Genomic DNA, 19,956 nt, shown 5'->3' on the forward strand with positions numbered 1-19,956 from the left:
GGGTTGTTCTGGTAGTAGAGGTGGTAGACGCCGTCATGGAAAATCAGGCCGTTGGGGTCATTGAGCCAGGTGTTCCGGGCGGCATAATGCAGGGCCGGCCGGAAGGTCTCGGCTGTCGTGGCGGTCGAGGTGAGCGTATCCATGAAGTTCCTTTGACAGTCTGTTTTATTTGCTCGCGCCGGCCGTGAGGCCTTCGCGGAGGGTGCGTTGGCCGAAGATAAAGACGACCAGGGCGGGCAGCATGGACAGGATCACGCCGGCGAGAACCACGGATATGCTCCCGGTGCCGAGGTTGCCCTGGAGTGTGACCAGCCCGAGGGGAAGCGTGAAGTTCTGTTCGCTGATTGTGAGGATCAGTGGCCGGAAGAACTCGTTCCAGTGGAAGTTGAAGGCGAGGATCCCGACGATGGCCATACCCGGAACCGCCAACGGTGCATAAACGGAACGGAAGATCCGCCACGGTCCGGCACCATCCAGGGCGGCGGCCTCCGCAAAATCATTGGGAAGGCCCAGGAAGTATTGGCGCATCAGGAACGTGCCGAAGGCGGTGGGAATGGCCGGCAGGATCAAGGCGAGCAGGGTATCTGAGAGACCCATCCCGCGGATGAGCATGAACACCGGGACGATGGTGACCTGCGCCGGAACCATCATTGTGGCCAGCACCAACGAGAAGATGGCCTTCTTGCCACGGAAATCCAGGCGGGCGAAAGCGTAACCGGCCAGCGTGGCGGAAGCCATCTGGCCAAGCGCGATCAGCCCGGTCACCAGGGCGCTGTTCAGGACCAGGAGGCCGACGTTGATCTGCCTGAACACCTCCTGGTACGCGGTGATGTCCGGGTTGATGGGCAGGAAGGACGGCGGCAGGTTGAAGGATTCCGACGGCGTCCGCAGCGAGGTGGAAAGGGTCCACAGGACAGGGCCGAGGGTTAACGCAGCAGCCACCGCCAACGCCACATACCTGCCGACAGTTCCTGCCGCGGGCAGGCGGCGGCTGCGGTAGGGCTTGTGGGTGGTTGGCGTGCCGGTGGTGGAACCGGAATGCTCGCCGGTCCCGGTGTGCAGGGTCTGGCTGGACATGAGGGGCCTCACTGGTAGAAGACGAAGCGGCGGCTAAGGCGGAATTGCAGGGCGGTGACGGCAAGGATCAGCACGGTCAGTACCAGGCCGATGGCCGAGGCTTCGCCGAATTCCAGTTGTTGGAACGCGGATTCAAAGATCACCATGACTGCGGTGCGGGTTGAATCCCCCGGACCTCCGTTGGTCAGGACGTAGGGCTGGTCGAAGACCTGCAGTGCACTGATGATGGCCATGACAGAGGCGACGAGGACCGTGGGGCTGATCAGCGGAAGGGTGACGTTGCTGAACTGCTTCCAGCCTGTGGCACCGTCCAGGTTTGCTGCCTCGTGCAGTTCCTTGGGGACGTTGGTCAGGGCGCCGAGGAAGAGCAGGAAGGAGAATCCGAAGTTTTGCCAGACATAGACCAGGACGACGACGGCGGCGGAGGCCGTGGGACTGGTCAGCCAGGGCACTGCGGGAATGCCGACGAGTGACAGGAGCCAGTTCACCACGCCGAACTGCTCATTGAACATGTACCGCATGAAGATGGACACCGACGCGGCGGACAGCACCAGGGGGAAAAAGAAGGTGGAACGCAGGAACACCCTGAGCCAGGACGGCATCCTGGCCTGGAGCATGGAAGCCAGGCTGAGTGCGATGCCGAGTTCAAGGATGACGGCAACGACGACCAACACGATGGTGTTAAGGAACGACACGCGGACGGTGGGGTCCTGTGCCAGGGAGGCGAAATTGGCGAAACCGACGAACTGGGGTGCTGAAATGATGTCCCAGCGGAAGAAGGCCAGGATCAACGAGCCGACGATCGGCAGGAAGGTGAACAAGGCCATACCCAGCAGGGTGGGGGCAAGGAAAATCATCGCCAGCCACCGTTCGACAAATGATTTCCGCGCGGCCGGCGGCTTGACGGCTTGGCGTGCGGCCGTGGACGTGGTGGTCATGAGTTCCTCCTGAGGGCCAGTTCGAGGTCGCGCTGCAGGGTGCCCATCGCTGTCCGTACGCCGGCGGAGCTGCCGCTGACAGCAGTGGAAACGTTTTTCATCAGGGCAGTTTCGACGGCGGCCTGCTGCGGCGGCGCGGGGATCGGGCCGGACGTGGGGAACCTGTCGAGGGTGTCGTAGAAGACTTTCCAATGCCGGGGCCCGGTGGCGGCGTAAAAGGACTCGTTCACCATGGAACGGCGGGTGGGGGTGGTGTTTGGTTTGGGCATGGCCAGCTGCATCGCTTCGCGGCTGGAGCAGAACTTGACCCATTCCCAGGCTGCGTCCTTGTCCTTGGCTGTGCGCATGATCGCGTAGCCGGCAGCACCGAACTGATGCCGCTGTGTCCGCCAGCGGGGGAAGAACTGAACATCGAACTGGTCGGCGGTCATTCCGGCGTCGTGGAGGCCCTGCGCCCAGTAGCCGCCTGCCGGCGTGGTGCCGATGCGGTTGTTGCCGAACAGGCCGACCAGGGCGTTTCCACCCCCGGATTCAGGACGCACGCCCAGCCCTTCGGCCGCGAGTTCGCGCAGGTAGTCGAAGGTCTCGATCACTCTCCCGTCCTCGGCGTTGGGAGCGAGCCACTGATAGCCGCCTCCGCGCGTCGCCCGGGCAGGGTCCGTGGGATAAAAACCGTCCCACAGCCAGTCCCCGCCTGAAGCCTTGCTCTCGGTCAGGAAGCTGGTGTCGTTGGCGTACAGCCACGGCACTACTCCGCCGAAAAGCCTGTTGGTCCAGTAGTAAGGTGTGAAGTCGGCCGGGCGGGCTTTCCGCAGGGCGCGGAGGGTTGCACTGAAGTCATCCTGCGTCCAGTCGTCCTTCGGCCGGTCAAGGCCGGCCTGGGCAAAGGTGGTGGTGTTCAAGTACATGTTCGCCGCGTTCCAGTCCAGCGGGAGCTGGTACAGGCTTCCCTGGTACATGAAGGCTTCCAGCAGGCTCGGATGAACGTCATCGAAGTAATGGCTCATGTCGGCTGCGTCCCGGCGGACATAACCATCAAGCGGCTCGGCAAGCTTGTCGGCGAACAGCTGGGCGCCCTCGGTGGCCACGTAGACGACGTCCGGAGGTGTTCCGGCGGCCACCATGGTGAGGATTTTGGAAAAGAAGTCTTTCCAGTCCGCGCCCTGGATGGCCTGCACCTGGACCGGAATGTCAGGGTGGGCGGCGTTAAAGGCCTGAACCAGGCCCTGGCGGGCCGCGGCGTCCGCTGAGGTCCCAAGGATGGCGATGTTCAAGGCCTTACTGGCACGGCCGGGAATGTCAGTCCCGGTCAGTCGCGGCCAGGCTCCTACCGTAGCTCCCGCCACGGCGAGTCCCGTAAGGCCGAGCATGGAACGCCGCGTGAGTTGTGCAATTCCGCTGCCGGGCCGCGGCACAGCTGAGGGGGTTGGTTGCCCCGGTGTCTTCTCAGACGTCATTGTCGGCTCCTCCTAACACGTGTCCTGGTGCCGTGCGGCGGTTCCTGAAGGTTCCCGTTGAAGCTGCCGGAGTGCGAGCAGCGGAAACAGGAGTACCGAGAGCATTCCTGCTCCGACAAGTGCTGACGAGATTGCGCTGGAGATGAGCCCTTCGTTCCGGCCGATGGCTGTCACCGCCACGATGATCGGCAAGCCCGTGGCCCCAAACAGAATGATGGCCCGTTTATCGGCCCAGCTGGATCTGGCCGGCGCGGCGAGCAACGACGGCAGCCCGCGGATGACGAGCAGGAGGAGCAGGAACAGGGGGACCAGTGCCAGCGCGGCCGGGCTGGCGGTAAGCGCGCTCAGGTCGAAGTCGATGCCGGTGTCGATAAAGAAGACCGGCACCAGGAATCCGAACGCGATGGCGTCGACTTTCGCCTCGATGACGTGCCGGTCCTGCTCCGGAGCGCGTGCGATGGCGACCTTCCAGAGGACACCGGCGGCGAAGGCGCCCAGCAGCATATCGAGGCCCAGAACCATGCTGAGCACAACAAGCACGGTGAGGATGAACATGATGGACCGGACGGCGAACTGCCCGCTGGTGTGAAGGGTCCTCGTGACCTGGGAGTGGAAGAGGGAGTGGCGTGCCCGTGAGGCGAGATGAATCGCCAGCCCGGTCAGGAGAACAAACCCGAGAAGGACAGCCGTCGCAGGACCCAATTCCCTGCCGCTGAAGAACAGCGAGATCGCCACCAGGGGTCCAAACTCCCCGGCGGCACCAAGCGCTGTAACAGCGATACCCATTGGCGACTTCGATGTGCCGGCGTCGCGAAGGATGGGCAACAGCGCGCCCAGAGCTGTGGAGCATAAAGCGACGCCGATGATCACTGCGGCAGCCGGCGTCGGGCCCAGCACAAAGCCAGCGCCGATGCCGGCCGCCAGGGAGATGACCCAGCCAGCGGAGGCGCGGGTGATGGGCCGGCCGCGAATGGCTGCGAAATCGACCTCATTGCCGGCAACGAAGAAAAGCATGGCCAGCCCGAACTGGGCCAACGTGTCCACGAACTCGGTGGGTTGGATCCACCCCAGAATGCTGGGGCCGAGTACGATTCCCAGGACGATCTCGAACACCACGATGGGCACCTTGACCGCCCGGTCAAGGAAGCGGGCCGCAAGGGGCGCTACAACAGCCAGCAGAGCGATCAAAACCAATGACGTGGACAAGCCCTGCATCAGCGGTACCTCCGGTACCTCGGCTGCTTCAAAGGAAAAGTAATCCAAAGCTACCGCCAGCCTCAGCGACGGCGCCAGAACAGCTTTCGTCCCGGTGTTCGGCGCGCGGTGTTCGGTGCGCTGGGCAGCGCCACCTTGTGGTGGTAGGCCAAGAGGTCCCGTCGCGCTATCGTTTCCCGTAATGCGCGTACCCGGAAGAATTGCCACTGGCGGACGTTCTGCAGTGCAACGCCAGGAAAACTGCTTGCGAAAGGGGGCCGGATGAGTGCTGAGCTGACGAGTGGCGGGTTGGAGTGCCTGTTCACTGGCTCGGTATGGGCGGAGGGTCCCTTATGGGTGCCGTCGTCGCAGACGGTGCGCTGGAGCGACATCCCGAACAACCGCATTCTCGAGTTCAACCCCGCCATGGGGAAGACCCGTGAGTACGGACTCGGGGTCGAATTCACCAATGGCCGAACCCTCGACGCCGACGGAGCTGTGGTGCAGTGCAGCCACGGGCGCCGCCGGGTTGAGCGTGACCGCGGGGGAGCGGTGTCGGGACTGGTTGATTCCTTCCAGGGGCGCCGGCTGAACTCACCCAACGACGTCGTGATTGCACGCGACTCAAGCATCTGGTTCACGGACCCGCCGTACGGGATCCTTCCGGGCACCAAGGAAGGGCACGAGGGAGCGCAGGAGTACGGCGGCTGCTACGTTTTCCAATTCGAGCCCGCTTCGGGCATCGTCACTGCCGTGATCACGGACCTCGTGTATCCGAATGGGTTGGCGTTTTCACCGGACGAGTCGGTCCTATACGTTACGGACACAGCCGGTCCGGCTCACGGCGTGCCGTTGAGAATCGTTGCCTACGACGTGCTCGATGGCACCTGCCACCGCAACGGAACCCTCCTCGAGCTTGAAGAAGGCTATGCCGCTGACGGTTTGCGTGTGGATGCCCAAGGCAGGATCTGGACATCAGCCAGCCACACCGTACGAATCTATTCGCCGTCCTTCGATCTCCTGGGTGCCATCCCGGTGCCCGAAAAAGTATCAAACGTGTGCTTCGGAGGTCCGGACGGCCAAGACCTCTACATCACCGCAACCACGAGTCTGTACCGGATCCGCACTACCACCCGGGATGCTGCCGCGCGCAATTCTTGAGCGCGAGGACCACTGCCGCAGCGGCGCCCGTCGTTTCCACCTAGGCGCTGGGCACCAGCCGGTAGCGCACATGGGTCACCAGGCGCGTACCGCTTACTTCCGTCGGTTCAAGGCTGAGGTTTCCGACGCCGTCCAGCAGCCTCTCGCCCGCGCCCAGGATAAGCGGCGCGATGTGCAGCCGGAGCTCGTTGATCAGCCCGGCGGAGAGGAATTGCCGGGCAGTTTCTGCGCCCCCGGCGATGGCCACGTCCTTTCCGGCCGCAGCCTCCCGCGCCTGGGCCAGTGCCGACTCGATCCCGTTGTTCACGAAATGGAATGTTGTGCCGCCCTGCATCCGCACGGGAGGGCGCGGATGATGCGTGAGCACAAAAACGGGGGCGTGGTACGGCGGCTCTTCACCCCACCAGCCGCGCCAGCCCTCATCCCACGGGCCCGCCCAAGGACCGGCGAACATGTTGCGGCCCATGATGTACGCGCCCGCGGAGAGAATGCCCTTAAGCGCTCCTGCGTTGGCCTCGGGTTCTTCGAACTGCCACCGGTGCAGGTCCTCGCCGCCCTCACCTAACGGGTTGGAGGGACTTTGATGGGGGCCGGCGAGGAAGCCGTCAAGGGATACGGTGAGATCGCAGGTGACGCTGTTCATGACTTCCTTCTGTGGTGGGAGGGATGTTCAGAGCGTGGTTCGATAACGGCCATGCTAAGGGCGTTCGACGGCGGCGGGAAGGCCTGCGTCCGCCGTGCCTGAGCGGGCGGCAGGCAGGATCACGTCGGGAAGTTGGGCGCCGCGCGCTTCGACCAGGCGGACTCCCAGCCAGCGAGGCGGTCGGGTGGATTCGATTGCCTTCCAGGGGATAACCGGGCCACCCTTTCCCATCCATCCCGCGGGCCCTTGAAGGCCTGATCGCGGCGGGGATAGCATTGCCCGCACCTGCCATCAAAGGAGACGGTCATGGGTGAGACACCTTCCGAGGCGCCATCAAAACTGATGGTTGATTTCATCATTTCCCTGGACGGGTACGCCTCGGCCGAGGGATGGCCGGGCTGGTGGGGCCTGGAGGGGCCGGAATACCTGGCCTGGCTCGAGCAGGAAGGGAAGAAGGACTACACCCTGCTGATGGGGGCGAACACCTATCGGCTGATGTCCAGCATGTCTGAGGAGGCCGCGGCGGAAGGCTCGGAGTTTTCCGAGGAAGAGGGAGCCAGCCTCACCGGCCTTGCCGCCGTGCCGAAGGTGATCTTCTCGTCCACCCTGCAGGCGCCGCTGACGTGGCCGAACTCCGAACTGGTGACCGGGGACGCCGTTGAGGCTGTGAAGGAGATGAAGCGGACCGGGACCGGGCCGTTGAGCACTCTCGGCAGCGTCAGCCTGTGCAGGTCGCTGCTGGCGGCCGGCCTCGTGGACAGGTTCCGGCTGGTCGTGTTCCCGGTGATCACAGGCCGCACCGGGCAGGAGCGGATCTACGACGGCTATCCTGACGTTTCGCTGGAGATGGTGGAGAGCAGGACGTTCGACGGCCGGCTCCAGTTGCTCGAGTACGTCCCCAGAGTACTCAGCGGTCCGCCTGGCGTTAGTCCGGCCTGAAGCAAGGCAGAAGAGTGAGCCCTGCCGCGTAGAAGATCGTCCATATGCTCGCGCGCTTATGCCATGGGAACAGGCCAGGGAACTTCATAGGCTTGCACCGTGATGGATGCAAACGAACACAAGAGCCACATAGTCCTGCCCGACGCGCCGCCGGATCAGCAGGCCGTTCTGGAGACAGGTGGCGTTGCCTGCTGGTCCGAACCAGTGTCAATTGACACGTACGCTCCCGGGCAACCGGACCGCTACCCGCTGTTCCTGGACCGGCGCGTGTACCAGGGTTCCAGCGGCAAGGTGTACCCGATGCCTTTCATCGACAGCATCGCGGCGACGAAGGAACCCCGTCTTTGGCAGGCCATTCACCTGGAGAACGAGTTTGTACGACTGATGCTGCTTCCGGAGATTGGGGGCCGCATCCACATTGGGTTCGACAAGACGGCCGGGTATGACTTCTTCTACCGGAACAACGTGATCAAACCCGGCCTGGTGGGGCTGGCGGGCCCGTGGATTTCCGGCGGCGTGGAGTTCAACTGGCCCCAGCACCACCGCCCCGCGACGTTCCTGCCCGTGGAAACCTCCGTGGACAGGAGCGGCGACGGCAAGGTTACCGTGTGGCACAGCGACCTGGACCCCCTGCAACGCATGCGGGGCTCCCATGGAGTGCGCCTTCGCCCGGGCAGTTCCCTGATTGAGGTCGAAGCGCGGCTGTACAACCGGACTGATGAACCACAGACCTTCCTGTGGTGGGCAAACGTTGCAGCCCGCGCCCATGAAAAGTACCAGTCATTCTTTCCCACCGACGTCAACTTCGTTGCCGACCATGCCCGTCGCGCCATCACCGCCTTCCCGGAGGCTGATCGGCCCTACTACGGGGTGGACTACCCGGCGTTGGCTGGAGAGGGCGGGCATCAGGGCGCGGACCGCATCGATTTCTACGCCAACGTCCCGGTCCCCACCTCGTACATGATCACCGACACGAAAGACAGCTTTTTTGGCGGCTACGATCATCAAGCCGGTGCCGGGTTTGTCCACTGGGCTGACCGCAGCATTTCCCCCGGCAAAAAGCAGTGGACGTGGGGGAACGGCCCTGCGGGCAAGGCTTGGGACGCGCACTTAACCGACGACGACGGGCCGTACGTCGAGCTGATGTCCGGCGTCTTTACGGACAACCAGCCGGACTTCAGCTACCTGGCTCCCGGGGAGACCCGCACCTTCAGTGAGTTTTGGTACCCCATCCGGCAGATGGGCCCGGCGCACCAGGCGAACCTCGAGGTCGCCGTGTCGCTTCAGCTGGACAGTACGGGGCGCACGGTCACTGTGGGCGTTTCCAGTACGGCGGATCGGGAGGATGCAAAGGTTGTTCTCAAGCACCGGGACGCAACAGTGCGGGAATGGGCTGCCCGGATCTCGCCGGCCCATCCCTTCACCGAAGCCTTTGAGCTGCCCGAACCGGCAGATGAATCCCACCTCACGCTGCAGGTCGTCCTGGACGGGGACCGGGAACTAATTCTCTGGACTCCGAGGGAACCGCAGGAATGCCGTGAGGAGCCGTGGGTTGCCACTGAACCCGAACCCGCCGCCGGCATGGCAAGCATGGACGAGCTTTTTGTCACCGGAACCCATTTGACGCAGAACCGGCACCCCACACGTTCGCCGCTGCCGTACTTCGAGGAGATGCTGCGCCGGGATCCGCTGGATTCGCGCGCGTCAATTGCGGTGGGAGCCGCGGCGTACAAAATCGGAGATTACGCCCGGGCCCGGAAAATGCTGGAGAACGCCCTGGGCAGGCTCACCCGCCGCAACCTGAATCCGCCCAGCGGGGAGGCAAGCTACCGCCTCGGCCTGGTCCTGGAGCGCACGGGCCGGTTGGAGGAAGCCCGGGAGAGGTTCGGCAAGGCAGCGTGGGACAAGGCGTGGGCGCAGCCGGCGCACCTGGCGCTGGCGCGCCTGGCCCTCCAGTCAGGACAACCAGCCGAGGCACATCGGCACGCCGATGCTGCACTGGCGCTGGACCCGGCCTGCCCCGAGGCGAAGCACCTCCTGTACCTGGCCCTGAACAAAGCCGGGCGGCGGGAGGAAAGCGCCCGGCTCCTGCGGGATATCCTCGCGGCGGATCCACTGGACCCTGTGGCACTGGCGCTGGACGGTTCCCTGGACGCTGCGGACCCGAAGACAGCACTGACAGTGGCCTGCTGGCTCGCGAGGGCCGGTCAGTGGCAGCTCGCGCTTAACCTCACCGAAAACCCCGCAGCCGCCGACGCCAATAAAGTCTTCGGCAATCCCGAACCCCTTCGCCGCTACCTGCGGGCCGGCTGGCTTGAGGAACTGCTGGACCCGGACGCGGCCTCTGCAGAACGTTCCGCTGCCAGGCGCAGTAACACCGCCTATGCCTTTCCATATGGGCTTGACGACTACGACGCGCTTCAACGGGCCATCGAGGCTGACCCGAGGGACAAGGTGGCACACGGACTGCTGGGGTGCTGGCTGCTGGACGCGGGCCGCACCACTGATGCCTTGGCCTATCTCGAAAAGTCCCTGCTGCTCGGCTCAACAGACCCTGTGGTCTGGCGCAACGCAGCCATCGCCAGGGTCAACACCGGAGGAGATCCCGCAGCTGCGGACCAGTACTTGGAGCATGCACTGGAACTGAGCCCGGATGATCCGAGGCTTGTGTTTGAACGGGCAATCCTGGCCAGCCTGCGAGGAGCTTCTGTCGAAGACCGCATCGCTGCCATTGAACGCCACGACCCGGTTGTTCTTGAGCGCGATGACCTGGCGGTGCTCTACGTCAATCTCCTGACCGACGCGGGCCGCGCCGAGGAAGCCCTGGACATGATGTCCGCACGGACCTTCCAGCCTTTTGAAGGCGGTGAAGGAATGGCCCTCGCAGCCTACGACCGTGCTGCCGTCGCACACGCAACCACCCTCACGGAGCAGGACCCGACGGCGGCCATCGCCTTGCTGCGCGCGGGCGTGGATGCTCCCGCCAACCTGGGCGAGGGACGGCACCCGGCGGACAGCATGGCCGAGCGACTGGTGGCGCTGGGGGATGCCCTCGAACTCGCCGGGCACGCCAATGAGGCAGTGGACGCGTGGAAGCAGGCGTGCCAGGAAGGCAATGCGCTCGCCGTGGACCCCAAGCCCACCAGCTGCGAAGACTACTGGCGGGGGATCGCCCACTGCCGGCTCGGCAGGCCCGCGGAAGCGGAAAGGGTATGGCAGAACCTGGAGGCCCGGGCCGACGAGCTGGAATCCGTCCCCTCGGTTCCGGACTACTTCGCCACCTCCCTTCCCGAACTGCTGTTGTTCGATACTGTCACCGCTTCATCCCGAGTTGAGATGGCGAAGTCACTGCGGGAACTCGCCGCCCTGGGACGGGACCATGAGAAAGAGACGGCCAAGCTGTGAGCGAAGAACTGAGGTACCTCGGCTCCGGAACGCTCGACGCCAGCACTGCATCCCTGACGGGAGCGCCGCCGTCGCACCTTCCATCCCGCCTGACCATTACCCTCTGGGACTTTTCCTGGTACACCCGTGCCGAGGACGGCGGCCCATACCCGGATCTGGACGCTGCCTGTGCGAAGGCGGCAGAGCTTGGGTACAACACCATCAGGATCTGCGCCGCACCGCTGCTGCTCTTTGGTGGCTTAGGTCTTGAGGGCCTGGCCCGGGACCTGGACATTGAAGGGCTCGGGAAAGCACCGGACGGCGGAATCTACGGCAGGGGCACCCGCTGGTATGGCGCTCCCGGCGGTTACCGCCTCAACATGAAGGAGCGGCTCCTGGAGCTGTTCGACGCCGCCGCCCGGCATGGACTCGTTGTCATCCTGGCCAGCTGGGAGTACCAGCAGTCCACGGTCTTCGCCCGGTCCCCGCAATGGTTCGAGGCCATAGACGCCGTGCCGCTAAACGACAGGTACCGCGTCCTCGCTGACGCCTGGGACCGGCTCATCAATGCCCTCACCGATGCCGGGCACCGGGAGCGGATCGCCATGGTGGAACTGCACAACGAGGTGGACTTCTCCATCCTGCCCGCGCTTGCCGATGGCGGCAGCGGGCAACTGCACCGGCTCCGGGAGCTCCACCCCGACCTGCTGGTTACCGCCAGCTACGGCAAACCGCCGCACCTGGCCATGCACACCGTCCCTGACGGGCCAGGCGCCGCGCAGTTCCACGTCTACAGTTACGGCGTGCTGGACGCGCTGCAGCAGCAGATCGACATCCGTTCCGAAGGCACGGCCGACTTTCCCAACCCGGCGCTGCGTGCGCTGCTCCGCCCCGATGCCCCCACAGTCGAAGAGTACGGGCGCCTGGCAGAGTGGAAGTACCGCGCCACCGTGGTAACCGACCAGATGTTCTACGGCTACGACTGGATCGATCCGGATGCCTGGGACACCTGGCTCTGCAACGAGTACGGGATTTACCGGGAAGTGATGCGCCGGGAAATCGAGTCGCGGGTCATCGCGATCGCAGCATGGGCCCGCTGGAAGAACGTCCCCGCCGTGGTGGGCGAAGGCTGGATCGGCTACACCCCGCTGCACGGCACGTTCGAGGAAGGCCCCATCGGGCGCGACCTTGCAGAGAGAGGTATCCGCGCGGCGTTGAACCACGGAATCTGGGGCATGGTCCTGTGCTCCAACGCTGCACCCCATCATCCCCTCTGGGCCGATGAGGCCTGGCAACGCCGCATGAACACCCTCATCCTCACCGCTCCCGGGAGCTGAAAGAATCCACACATGCGCCTTGAACACAGCACCCTCGAATCACAGGGAATCCACGGGCTTTTGATGGTCACCCACCGGCCCCACGAACTGGCCCTGCAGCTCCCGCCCATGAGCAACACCGAGGACCCGCACAGCAGATGGCGGCTCACCAGCCGTTACATTGAGTGCGCGGGCCGGCCGGCGGTGCCCGTGTCAGGAGAAATCCACTTCAGCCGGCTTCCCCGGGCAAGGTGGGAGGAGCGGCTGCGGCTGATGAAGGCCGGCGGCATCACCGTGGTGGCCTGCTACGTCTTCTGGATCCATCACGAACAGATCGAGGGGGAGGTGCGCTTCGATGGCAACCTGGACGTTGCCGCCTTCGTCCGGGCGTGCGTCTCACTCGGCGTGGATGTAGTCCTGCGCTTGGGGCCTTGGTGCCATGGCGAGGTCCGCAATGGCGGCTTTCCCGACTGGGTGCAGGCGGCCGCCGTCGAACACCGCACGAATGACCCCGCCTACCTGGCGATGGTGGAACGCTGGTTCAACCGCCTCGGCGGGGAGTTGGGGGGCCTGACCGGGGCGGACAGCAACGTCGTCGGCATTCAGCTGGAAAACGAACTTTACGACCAGCCCGGGCACATCGCCGAGCTCAAGAGGCTCACCCGGGCCGCGGGTCTCAGTGCCCCCATCTGGACAGCCACTGCCTGGGGTGGGGCCGACATCCCCGAGGCCGACGTCCTGCCGGTCTTCGGCGGCTACGGTGACGGCTTCTGGGTGGACGCCGACGCCCCTTGGGACCCGACGTTCCGGCAGCACTACTTCTTCAGCCACGAGTGGGACGACCCCGGCATCGGTGCCGACCTCCGCGGGCACTTCTCGGGCAGTGACGCCGCACCGCCGCGGTCCCCGTCCTCCCTCTACCCGCCGGCCACCTGCGAGCTGACGGGAGGCATGGCCACGGCCTACCAGCGCCGGCCATGGCCCAAGGGCAAGGACGTGGCCGCCGTGGCCAACAACAAGATCGGCAGCGGCTCCGGCTGGCAGGGCTATTACATGTTCACAGGCGGAATGAATCCTTCAGGCGGCCTGCAGGAGTCGCAGGCAACGGGCTACCCCAACGATCTTCCGGTGTTCGACTACGACTTCCACGCGCCCATCGGTGCGTCCGGCCGGCTGGCACCCAGCTTCGGCCTCCTGCGCAGGCAGCACGCTTTCCTGTCCGCATTCGGCGACCGTCTCGCCCCCATGCCGTCCACCCTCCCGGACCAGGTACCTGCCGGCGTCGAGGACTCGGCGACGCTTCGCTGGGCTCTGCGCAGCGACGGGCAGTCCGGGTTTGTGTTCATCACCTGGCACCAACCCCACCTTCCACTGCAGGATTACCCGTCGGCGCAGTTCAGCCTGTCGCTGGGGGAGGACACGGTAACCTTTCCCGGCAAGCCGTTGGCGATTCCCGCAGGAACGATCGCCGCCTGGCCCGTGAACCTCGAGATTGCAGGGGTCCGGCTGCGCTGGGCAACGGCATCGGCGCTGACCCTTTTGGGGCCGGAATCCTCACCGGCCCTGGTCCTCGCTGCCGAAGCCGGAATCGAGCCCCAGGTTTGCCTGCCGGAAGGAACGGAGCTTGAGGGCCCCGTTTCTGCCCTGGGCGGCAACACCTACGCGATTGACGCCACGCAGCCGGCCGCCCTCACGGTGAAGTCCACTGAAGGCTCCCTGGCCATCCTCGTCCTGCCGGCTGAGCTGGCTGAGCAGGCTTGGGTCCTCGATACCCCGCGCGGCCGTGAACTGGTTCTGTCAGCGGACCCGCTCTGGGTAGGTGCCGACGGACTCCTGGCCGGCAGGTCGCAGGGATCACCTTCCGCCCGGCGTTTTTCCACTGCGACCTGTCAGTTCCACGACGTTCAGGTGACAGCGCTGGTACCTGAACGGGCGCGGCTGACCCTACCAGCCGAGCTGGTCCGGGCCGCCGGGCCCGTTCCTGCTTCCTTCGGTTCACTCGCCGGCCGGGCTGCCGCACCCACGGGGGGAGCCATCGAGGAACTGGCCGAGGTGTACCGGCTTGACCTGACGACGGCGGCGGCGTCCTTTGATGGCGAGGGACACTCTGAGCTGGAGATCATGTGGGCCGGGGACGTTGCCCGGCTCCTTGTTGACGGGCGCGTGGTTGCCGACCGCTTCTGGGACGGTTCGCCTTGGGTCCTCCAAGCGCACGATGCCGGCATCCGCCCCGGGTCTGAGGTCCTGCTCCAGATCCTTCCCCTCCCGAAGGAGGCGAACGTGGGGGTGCCGCTGGAGGCCCAGCGCAGGCGTGACGCGGTCGACGGCGACCTGGCCGCCTTGGACAGGGTGGAGCTGCTTGTGTGGACGGGCTGGACGGAACAGTCATCCTGACCCGGCATACACTGAGCCTTTCAACGGAGGGAGCGCAGGTGGAACGGGCAACGGGCTTCCAGAACCAGCGGCTCGTGGTGGTCCCGCGGCCGCTGGTCCGGGACGCGCTCACCCGTCCCGTTACACGGCGCCTCATGGTCACCGATGCGGGCGTCTTTCCCGTCGCAGAGGCTCATGGGCGGCACCGTCCCTCGGGCGCCGAGGAAACGATCGTCCTTCTTTGCGTCGCGGGGAAGGGGTGGGTGGAAACCGCCGGTTCCCGGTTCGACGTCGGCAAGTCGACCGCCGTCGTTCTTCCAGGCGGTACGGGGGAGGCCCATGCCTACGGTGCCTCCAGCGAGGACCCATGGACCATCTGGTGGTGCCACGTGTTCGGCTCTGATGCTGCCGAACTTGTTGAGGAATCCGGCGTGCGTCCGGACCGGCCCATCATCCCGCTGGTAGCCGTGGACCGGCTGACGGCCATGTTGGACGAAATCATTTCCGCCCTGGAACAGGACCAGTCGCCGGCCCGCCTGGTTGCCACGGCAGGAATGGCCTGGAAACTCCTCGCAACCCTCGCTGTAGAGCGCCGCCTCCCTGAGCAGGGGACGCCCCTCCAGCAGGCCATGAAATTTTTGGAGGAGCGGGTTGACGGCAGCATCCGGTTGCCCGACTTGGCTGCAGTGGTGGGTGTCTCGTCGTCGCAGCTGAGCAAGCTGTTTAGGGAAGCTACTGGTGGGGGAGTGCTGGCTCACCACACTGCCCTGAAGATGGCCCGGGCGAGGCTTCTGCTGGATACGACGGAGCTGACGGTCGCCCAGGTGGGACGCGAAATTGGCCTCTTCGACCAGTTCTACTTCTCCCGCCAGTTCCGCCGGATGCACGGGGTAAGCCCCAGTGGATACCGGGCGGAACGGAAGGGCTGAGACCTCCCGCGGCGCCACACCAACTTCTTGATGGTGCTGGTTCGCCAGCCCTTGCCGTGTGCCACCGTCCGCCTGCCAAGGGCACAATAGGTGCCATGGCTGATTCTGAAGCGGTGACAACCCAGGGCTCGACGGTTGAGGAATGGACGCAGGCGTTGGCAGAGTCCAAGGGTTCGCCGGGCGGAGGGGCAGGGACGGGGGTCATGCTTGCCATCGCCGCATCCCTGGTGTCCATGGTGGCGGGCTACACCAAGCCACGCGACGGCAGGGGCGGGGAGCTCGCCGACATCCACGCACGTGCGCGATCGCTCCGTGAGACCGCCCTTCGACTGGCCGACGACGACGCTGCCGCCTCCGAAGCGTTCGGCGCGGCGTTCCGGCTGGCACCTGGGCGGGAGCGTGATGACGCCATTCACGCGGCGTCGGTTAACGCCGCGAAGGCTTCGGCCCTGCTGGGCGAACGGGCGATGGATGCCATCGAAGACCTGGGCTGGCTCTGTTCCCATGGAAACCCTGCGCTGATCGCCGATGTGGTTGTCGCTTTCGGTGCCCTCCGGGCAGCGGTGGCCGGGGCGCGCACGAACGTCAGTTTTGACCTCGCAACGCTGCGATCGGCTGGCGCCTCGCTTGAACAGATCCGTGCGGAACATCCCAGTCTCTGGGCGACTGTCCAACAGCTGAACACGGCACTCGACCGCATCGACGAGCTGACAGCCGGAGTGGATCACCGCGCCGCCCCAACTGACACTGACGCCTTGGAATAGCTCCGGCACGCAGAGTCAGAGAGGACTAACCGGTTTCGCCCCGGCGAAGCGCCGCCAGGGCTTCGGCCAAAGGCATGCGCAACGCAGGGCCGTGGCCGGGAAGCACCACCGAGGCATGGACGCCGTCCAACCGTCGGATGGCTTCCAGGGCGGCGTCCGGGTCCGAGTGGTACATGCGATGGAGCATCTGCGGCCCTGTCTTTCGGGTCAGCGGATGGCTTGAGGCAAAGGAATCTCCGACCGCGATTGCTCCTGCCGTTGGAAGGAGGACCGCGGCGTTCCCGGGCGTGTGCCCCGGTATCAGGATGGCTTCCGGACGGCCGGGCAGGCGTCGCAGCGTCGCAGCGTCCCACGCCCGGGCCCGCGTTGCCGGCCGGGCAGTGAGCGCTCCGGCTTTGACGACGTGGACCATCCACCGGAAAACCCGGGGGCGCCACGCACGGACGAGGACCTGGCCGAACGTGACCTGGTGCTTTTCCTTGCCCTGGACGTGGGCCAACTCCTCCGGCGAGCAAAGGATGGGGGTGCCGTACGTGCCGGAGAAGTGGGCAGCAGCACCGGTGTGGTCGACGTGGCCGTGCGTGATGAGCACGGCCCGGGCATCCGCCGGCTGCAGTCCCAGGTGCCTGATGGATTCCAGCACCAGGGGGCAGTCGGCGGGGTAGCCGCTGTCGATGAGCATAAAACCCGACCTGTCGCGGACCACGGTCCAGTTCGAGGCTGGTCCCGCAACGAGGAAGACACCAGGCGCCTGCTCGGAAACGCGGGAGGAAGGATGCCAGCCGGAGGTTGTGGAACGCACTGGCCCATCGTAGCGGCCGCTCCCGTTCATAGAGCTGCGTCCGTCACCTACACAAGGGGCCAGGGGTAACGCATTCCGGTGGGGTCCAGCGGCAGCACGCAATCCCGCAGCACACGCTGCGCGCGCCGCTGCAGGGCGGCCGCTTCGGCGTCGTCCAGAAGCTGCGCGACGCCGGGCGGGACGCGTTCCACGAGCGGGCTGATGTCCTGCAGCAACGAGGCAGGAATGGGTTCGCCCGCGAAATCCCAGATGACGGTGCGCAGCTTGAAGCCGGCGGAGAAACACAGCCCATGGTCGATGCCCCATACCCGCCCGTCATGTCCGCGCAAAATGTGTCCGCTTTTGCGGTCCGTGTTGTTGCTGATGAAATCGAACAGGGCGATACGGAAAAGGGCGTCGTGGGTTTCCGGCGATTCCTCGTACAGGGTGAAGTAGTGGTCCCGGTAGTCGCAGGGCACGAACCATTGCAGCGACCCAATTCCCAAGGGAGAGTCGTCCCGGATCACTGTTGGCGGCACGAGCCCCCATTGCAGGTAATCGCTCAGCAGGTACGCAGCGCGCTCGCGCCGGTACAGCCCGGGCTCAAAATCGGACAACGGCCGTTCTCCGGCCTCCGGCTTGTAGACAGCATGGGCGGAGTCGTCCCCGGAGGAAACCCGCACAAGGAACGTGGCGTTGCTGCTCCGCGGGATGCGTGCCAGCAGTTCCACCCGGCCTTCGGTGAGCAGCGTCAGTTCCCGCCCCGGCACCGGCTGTTCCTGTTCATCGACTGTCCCAGCTATGCCCGCCGCGTTTCACTGCGCCCTCAGTCCGCTCAGGGGCTCGGACGTTGAATTCACCATGAGCACCGCGGGCGCCTGGCCTTCGACATGGGAGATGACGGACACCGAGCCGGGGCTGATCACGATGCGCTGGAAAAGGTCAAGGGGGGTGCCCAGGGCGTCGGCAACGGCGGCCTTGATCGGGTCTGCGTGGGAGAAACATACGACGGCGCCTCCGGGGTGGGCGGTGCGCAGCACCTCGAGTGCCGCGACCATCCGCGCCTGCATCTCGGTGAAGCTTTCCCCGTTGGGGAAGCGGAACGTTGATGGACTCTGCTGGACGGCCTGCCACTGGGGCAAAGCGGCGAGTTCTGCGAGCGCGGCCCCTGTCCAGTCGCCGAAGTCGCATTCGAGCAGCCCGGGCTCTTCGTTCACCTCCAATGCGGAGCGCACTGCGGCGGGCTCTGCAGTTTCCCGGGCCCGCTCCAAAGGCGAGGAATAGATGGCGTCCACCGGAAGCCCGTCGAGGCGTTCGGCCACGCGTTCGGCCTGCACCCGGCCCCGCTCGGACAGGTAGAGCCCCGGCGCCCGTCCCGGCAGGACCTTTCCGGTGGTGGGTGTCTCCCCATGGCGCACCAGGAGGAGGAGGGTGCGCTCCGGTCCCGCTGGCGGTGGCGGCGGCGTGGTGGGCGTTGCTGCGATCATCCGTATCAGGGTATGCCCGGAAACGGCTGCGGAACGCAGATGTTTGCAGAAATCCCTCGATTCACAGCACAGGAGGGGACTACCGTGGAGTGGTGACTGATCGACCCGATATCTTCACCGTTGGCGAACTGCGTGCGGCCGGGCACGTCCAGAAGGACCTGCGCCACGAGATCCGTGACAACCTGCTCGCCGCGCTCGCCGCCGGCCGCGATCCGTGGCCCGGGCTGTACGGCTTCAGCAGGACCGTCCTTCCCCAGCTCGAGCGCGCCTTGATAGCAGGCCACGATGTGGTGCTGCTCGGCGAACGGGGGCAGGGCAAGACCCGGCTCCTCCGCACACTGGCCGGGCTGCTGGACGAATGGTCACCGGTGATCGAGGACTCGGAACTCAACGAACACCCGTACGAGCCGATCACGGAGCACTCCCGCGCCCGCGCCCTCACCGAAGGCGACCGGATGCGCGTGGCATGGCGCCACCGGTCGGAACGGTATGTAGAGAAGCTCGCCACGCCGGACACCTCCGTTGCCGATCTTATCGGCGACGTCGATCCGATGCGGGTGGCCGAGGGGCGCCGCCTTGGGGATCCGGAAACCATCCACTACGGCCTGGTCCCGCGCTCCAACCGCGGCATTATCGCCATCAACGAACTGCCGGACCTTGCCGAGCGGATCCAGGTGTCGATGCTGAACGTGATGGAGGAGCGCGATATCCAGATCCGCGGCTATGTGCTGCGGCTGCCGCTGGACGTGCTGGTCGTGGCATCGGCCAACCCGGAGGATTACACCAACCGCGGCAGGATCATCACGCCGCTGAAGGACCGGTTCGGCGCCGAGATCCGGACCCACTACCCGATAGAGCTGGCCGACGAAGTGGCGGTGATCCGGCAGGAGGGGCAGCTGGTGGCCGATGTCCCGCCCGTCATCCTTGAGATCCTGGCCCGTTACACCCGCGCGCTCCGGCAGTCCCCGGCGATCAACCAGACCTCCGGGGTGTCCGCACGGTTCGCCATCGCCGGCGCGGAAACAGTGGCCGCAGCAGCGCTTCGCCGGGCCAGTGTCCGCGGCGAGGAGGAAGCCGTGGCCCGGATCGTGGACCTTGGCACAGCGGTGGACGTCCTCACCGGCAAGATCGAATTCGAGTCGGGGGAAGAAGGCCGCGAGCAGGCGGTCCTGGACCACCTCCTGCGCACCGCCACCGCCGAGGCAGTGCGGGCGCACTATCAAGGCATCGACCTCGGTCCGCTTGTCGCTGCGCTCGACGGCCACAGGACCGTGACCACCGGAGAACATGTCACGGCGCAGGAATTCCTGCAGAACCTGCCGTCCCTCAACGGATCGGGCCTGTACGACGAAATCAGCGGCCGGCTCGGCGCAACGAACGAAGGGCAGCGTGCAGCTGCCATCGAACTCGCACTGGAAGGCCTCTACCTCGCCCGGCGGATCTCGAAGGAGTCCGACGACGAGGAAACCATCTACGGCTAGCAGGAGAACGCCCAGCAGCAGGCCGAAGGCAG

18 protein-coding genes are annotated in these 19,956 nt (G+C 65.5%); 8 read left to right on the forward strand and 10 right to left on the reverse strand.

What is annotated here, in order from left to right:
* The 5 genes from M8J71_RS09520 to M8J71_RS09540 form a co-directional block, all read right to left on the reverse strand.
* The coding region (locus tag M8J71_RS09520) for a hypothetical protein (RefSeq protein ID WP_256247876.1) at positions 1–143 on the reverse strand (143 nt) is incomplete at its 3' end.
* A 22-nt stretch (positions 144–165) separates the two neighbouring features.
* Positions 166–1,077 (reverse strand): carbohydrate ABC transporter permease, encoded by a 912-nt coding sequence (locus tag M8J71_RS09525; RefSeq protein ID WP_256247662.1) that lies wholly within the window; start codon positions 1,075–1,077, stop codon positions 166–168.
* A gap of 8 nt (positions 1,078–1,085) precedes the next feature.
* The gene (locus M8J71_RS09530; RefSeq protein WP_256247663.1) at positions 1,086–2,015 is read right to left on the reverse strand and encodes a carbohydrate ABC transporter permease; all 930 of its coding nucleotides are present in this window, start codon (positions 2,013–2,015) and stop codon (positions 1,086–1,088) included.
* On the reverse strand, positions 2,012–3,472 hold the full coding sequence (locus M8J71_RS09535) for an extracellular solute-binding protein (protein WP_256247664.1): 1,461 nt from the start codon (positions 3,470–3,472) through the stop codon (positions 2,012–2,014). Before M8J71_RS09535 ends, M8J71_RS09530 begins: the two co-directional genes overlap by 4 nt.
* Positions 3,473–3,484: 12 nt before the next feature.
* Positions 3,485–4,735: a cation:proton antiporter gene (locus M8J71_RS09540; RefSeq protein WP_256247665.1), complete on the reverse strand. Its 1,251-nt coding sequence runs from the start codon at positions 4,733–4,735 to the stop codon at positions 3,485–3,487.
* Positions 4,736–4,948: 213 nt separating this feature from the next.
* Here M8J71_RS09540 and M8J71_RS09545 point away from each other — a divergent pair, with 213 nt between their 5' ends.
* Positions 4,949–5,827: an SMP-30/gluconolactonase/LRE family protein gene (locus M8J71_RS09545; RefSeq protein ID WP_256247666.1), complete on the forward strand. Its 879-nt coding sequence runs from the start codon at positions 4,949–4,951 to the stop codon at positions 5,825–5,827.
* Between the two features lie 40 nt (positions 5,828–5,867).
* Here M8J71_RS09545 and M8J71_RS09550 read toward each other — a convergent pair whose 3' ends face one another.
* Positions 5,868–6,470 carry a dihydrofolate reductase family protein gene (locus M8J71_RS09550; RefSeq protein ID WP_256247667.1) on the reverse strand — a complete coding sequence of 201 codons (603 nt, stop codon included), beginning with the start codon at positions 6,468–6,470 and terminating at the stop codon, positions 5,868–5,870.
* Positions 6,471–6,524: 54 nt separating this feature from the next.
* The gene (locus M8J71_RS09555; RefSeq protein WP_256247668.1) at positions 6,525–6,701 is read right to left on the reverse strand and encodes a hypothetical protein; all 177 of its coding nucleotides are present in this window, start codon (positions 6,699–6,701) and stop codon (positions 6,525–6,527) included.
* 75 nt (positions 6,702–6,776) lie between these two features.
* Between M8J71_RS09555 and M8J71_RS09560 the strand changes: the two genes are divergently transcribed.
* From M8J71_RS09560 to M8J71_RS09585, 6 genes are all read left to right on the forward strand, one after another.
* Entirely contained in the window at positions 6,777–7,409 is a 633-nt protein-coding gene (locus M8J71_RS09560) for a dihydrofolate reductase family protein (protein WP_256247669.1), read from the forward strand.
* A gap of 102 nt (positions 7,410–7,511) precedes the next feature.
* Positions 7,512–10,814, forward strand: coding sequence for a DUF5107 domain-containing protein (locus tag M8J71_RS09565; protein ID WP_256247877.1), 3,303 nt, complete (start codon positions 7,512–7,514; stop codon positions 10,812–10,814).
* On the forward strand, positions 10,811–12,130 hold the full coding sequence (locus M8J71_RS09570) for a cellulase-like family protein (RefSeq protein ID WP_256247670.1): 1,320 nt from the start codon (positions 10,811–10,813) through the stop codon (positions 12,128–12,130). The genes M8J71_RS09565 and M8J71_RS09570 overlap by 4 nt, the downstream gene beginning before the upstream one ends.
* A gap of 12 nt (positions 12,131–12,142) precedes the next feature.
* Entirely contained in the window at positions 12,143–14,503 is a 2,361-nt protein-coding gene (locus M8J71_RS09575; protein WP_256247671.1) for a beta-galactosidase, read from the forward strand.
* The gene (locus M8J71_RS09580; RefSeq protein WP_256247672.1) at positions 14,473–15,411 is read left to right on the forward strand and encodes a helix-turn-helix domain-containing protein; all 939 of its coding nucleotides are present in this window, start codon (positions 14,473–14,475) and stop codon (positions 15,409–15,411) included. The genes M8J71_RS09575 and M8J71_RS09580 overlap by 31 nt, the downstream gene beginning before the upstream one ends.
* 95 nt (positions 15,412–15,506) lie before the next feature.
* Positions 15,507–16,175, forward strand: coding sequence for a cyclodeaminase/cyclohydrolase family protein (locus M8J71_RS09585; RefSeq protein WP_256247673.1), 669 nt, complete (start codon positions 15,507–15,509; stop codon positions 16,173–16,175).
* Positions 16,176–16,200: 25 nt separating this feature from the next.
* Here M8J71_RS09585 and M8J71_RS09590 read toward each other — a convergent pair whose 3' ends face one another.
* Genes M8J71_RS09590 through M8J71_RS09600 form a run of 3 tightly spaced genes read right to left on the reverse strand, consistent with a single transcriptional unit; the run spans position 16,201 to position 18,443 of the window.
* Positions 16,201–16,977 (reverse strand): MBL fold metallo-hydrolase, encoded by a 777-nt coding sequence (locus M8J71_RS09590; RefSeq protein ID WP_256247674.1) that lies wholly within the window; start codon positions 16,975–16,977, stop codon positions 16,201–16,203.
* Positions 16,978–17,024: 47 nt separating this feature from the next.
* Positions 17,025–17,726, reverse strand: coding sequence for an SCO1664 family protein (locus M8J71_RS09595; RefSeq protein ID WP_256247675.1), 702 nt, complete (start codon positions 17,724–17,726; stop codon positions 17,025–17,027).
* 45 nt (positions 17,727–17,771) lie between these two features.
* A complete protein-coding gene (locus tag M8J71_RS09600) occupies positions 17,772–18,443 on the reverse strand; it encodes an MSMEG_4193 family putative phosphomutase (RefSeq protein ID WP_256247676.1) in 672 nt (223 codons plus the stop codon).
* Between the two features lie 92 nt (positions 18,444–18,535).
* On the opposite strand from M8J71_RS09600, the gene M8J71_RS09605 reads away from it, so the two are divergent.
* A complete protein-coding gene (locus M8J71_RS09605; RefSeq protein ID WP_256247677.1) occupies positions 18,536–19,924 on the forward strand; it encodes a sigma 54-interacting transcriptional regulator in 1,389 nt (462 codons plus the stop codon).
* Positions 19,925–19,956 lie beyond the last annotated feature (32 nt).

The organism is Pseudarthrobacter sp. R1 (assembly GCF_024494415.1).
Classification (GTDB): domain Bacteria; phylum Actinomycetota; class Actinomycetes; order Actinomycetales; family Micrococcaceae; genus Arthrobacter.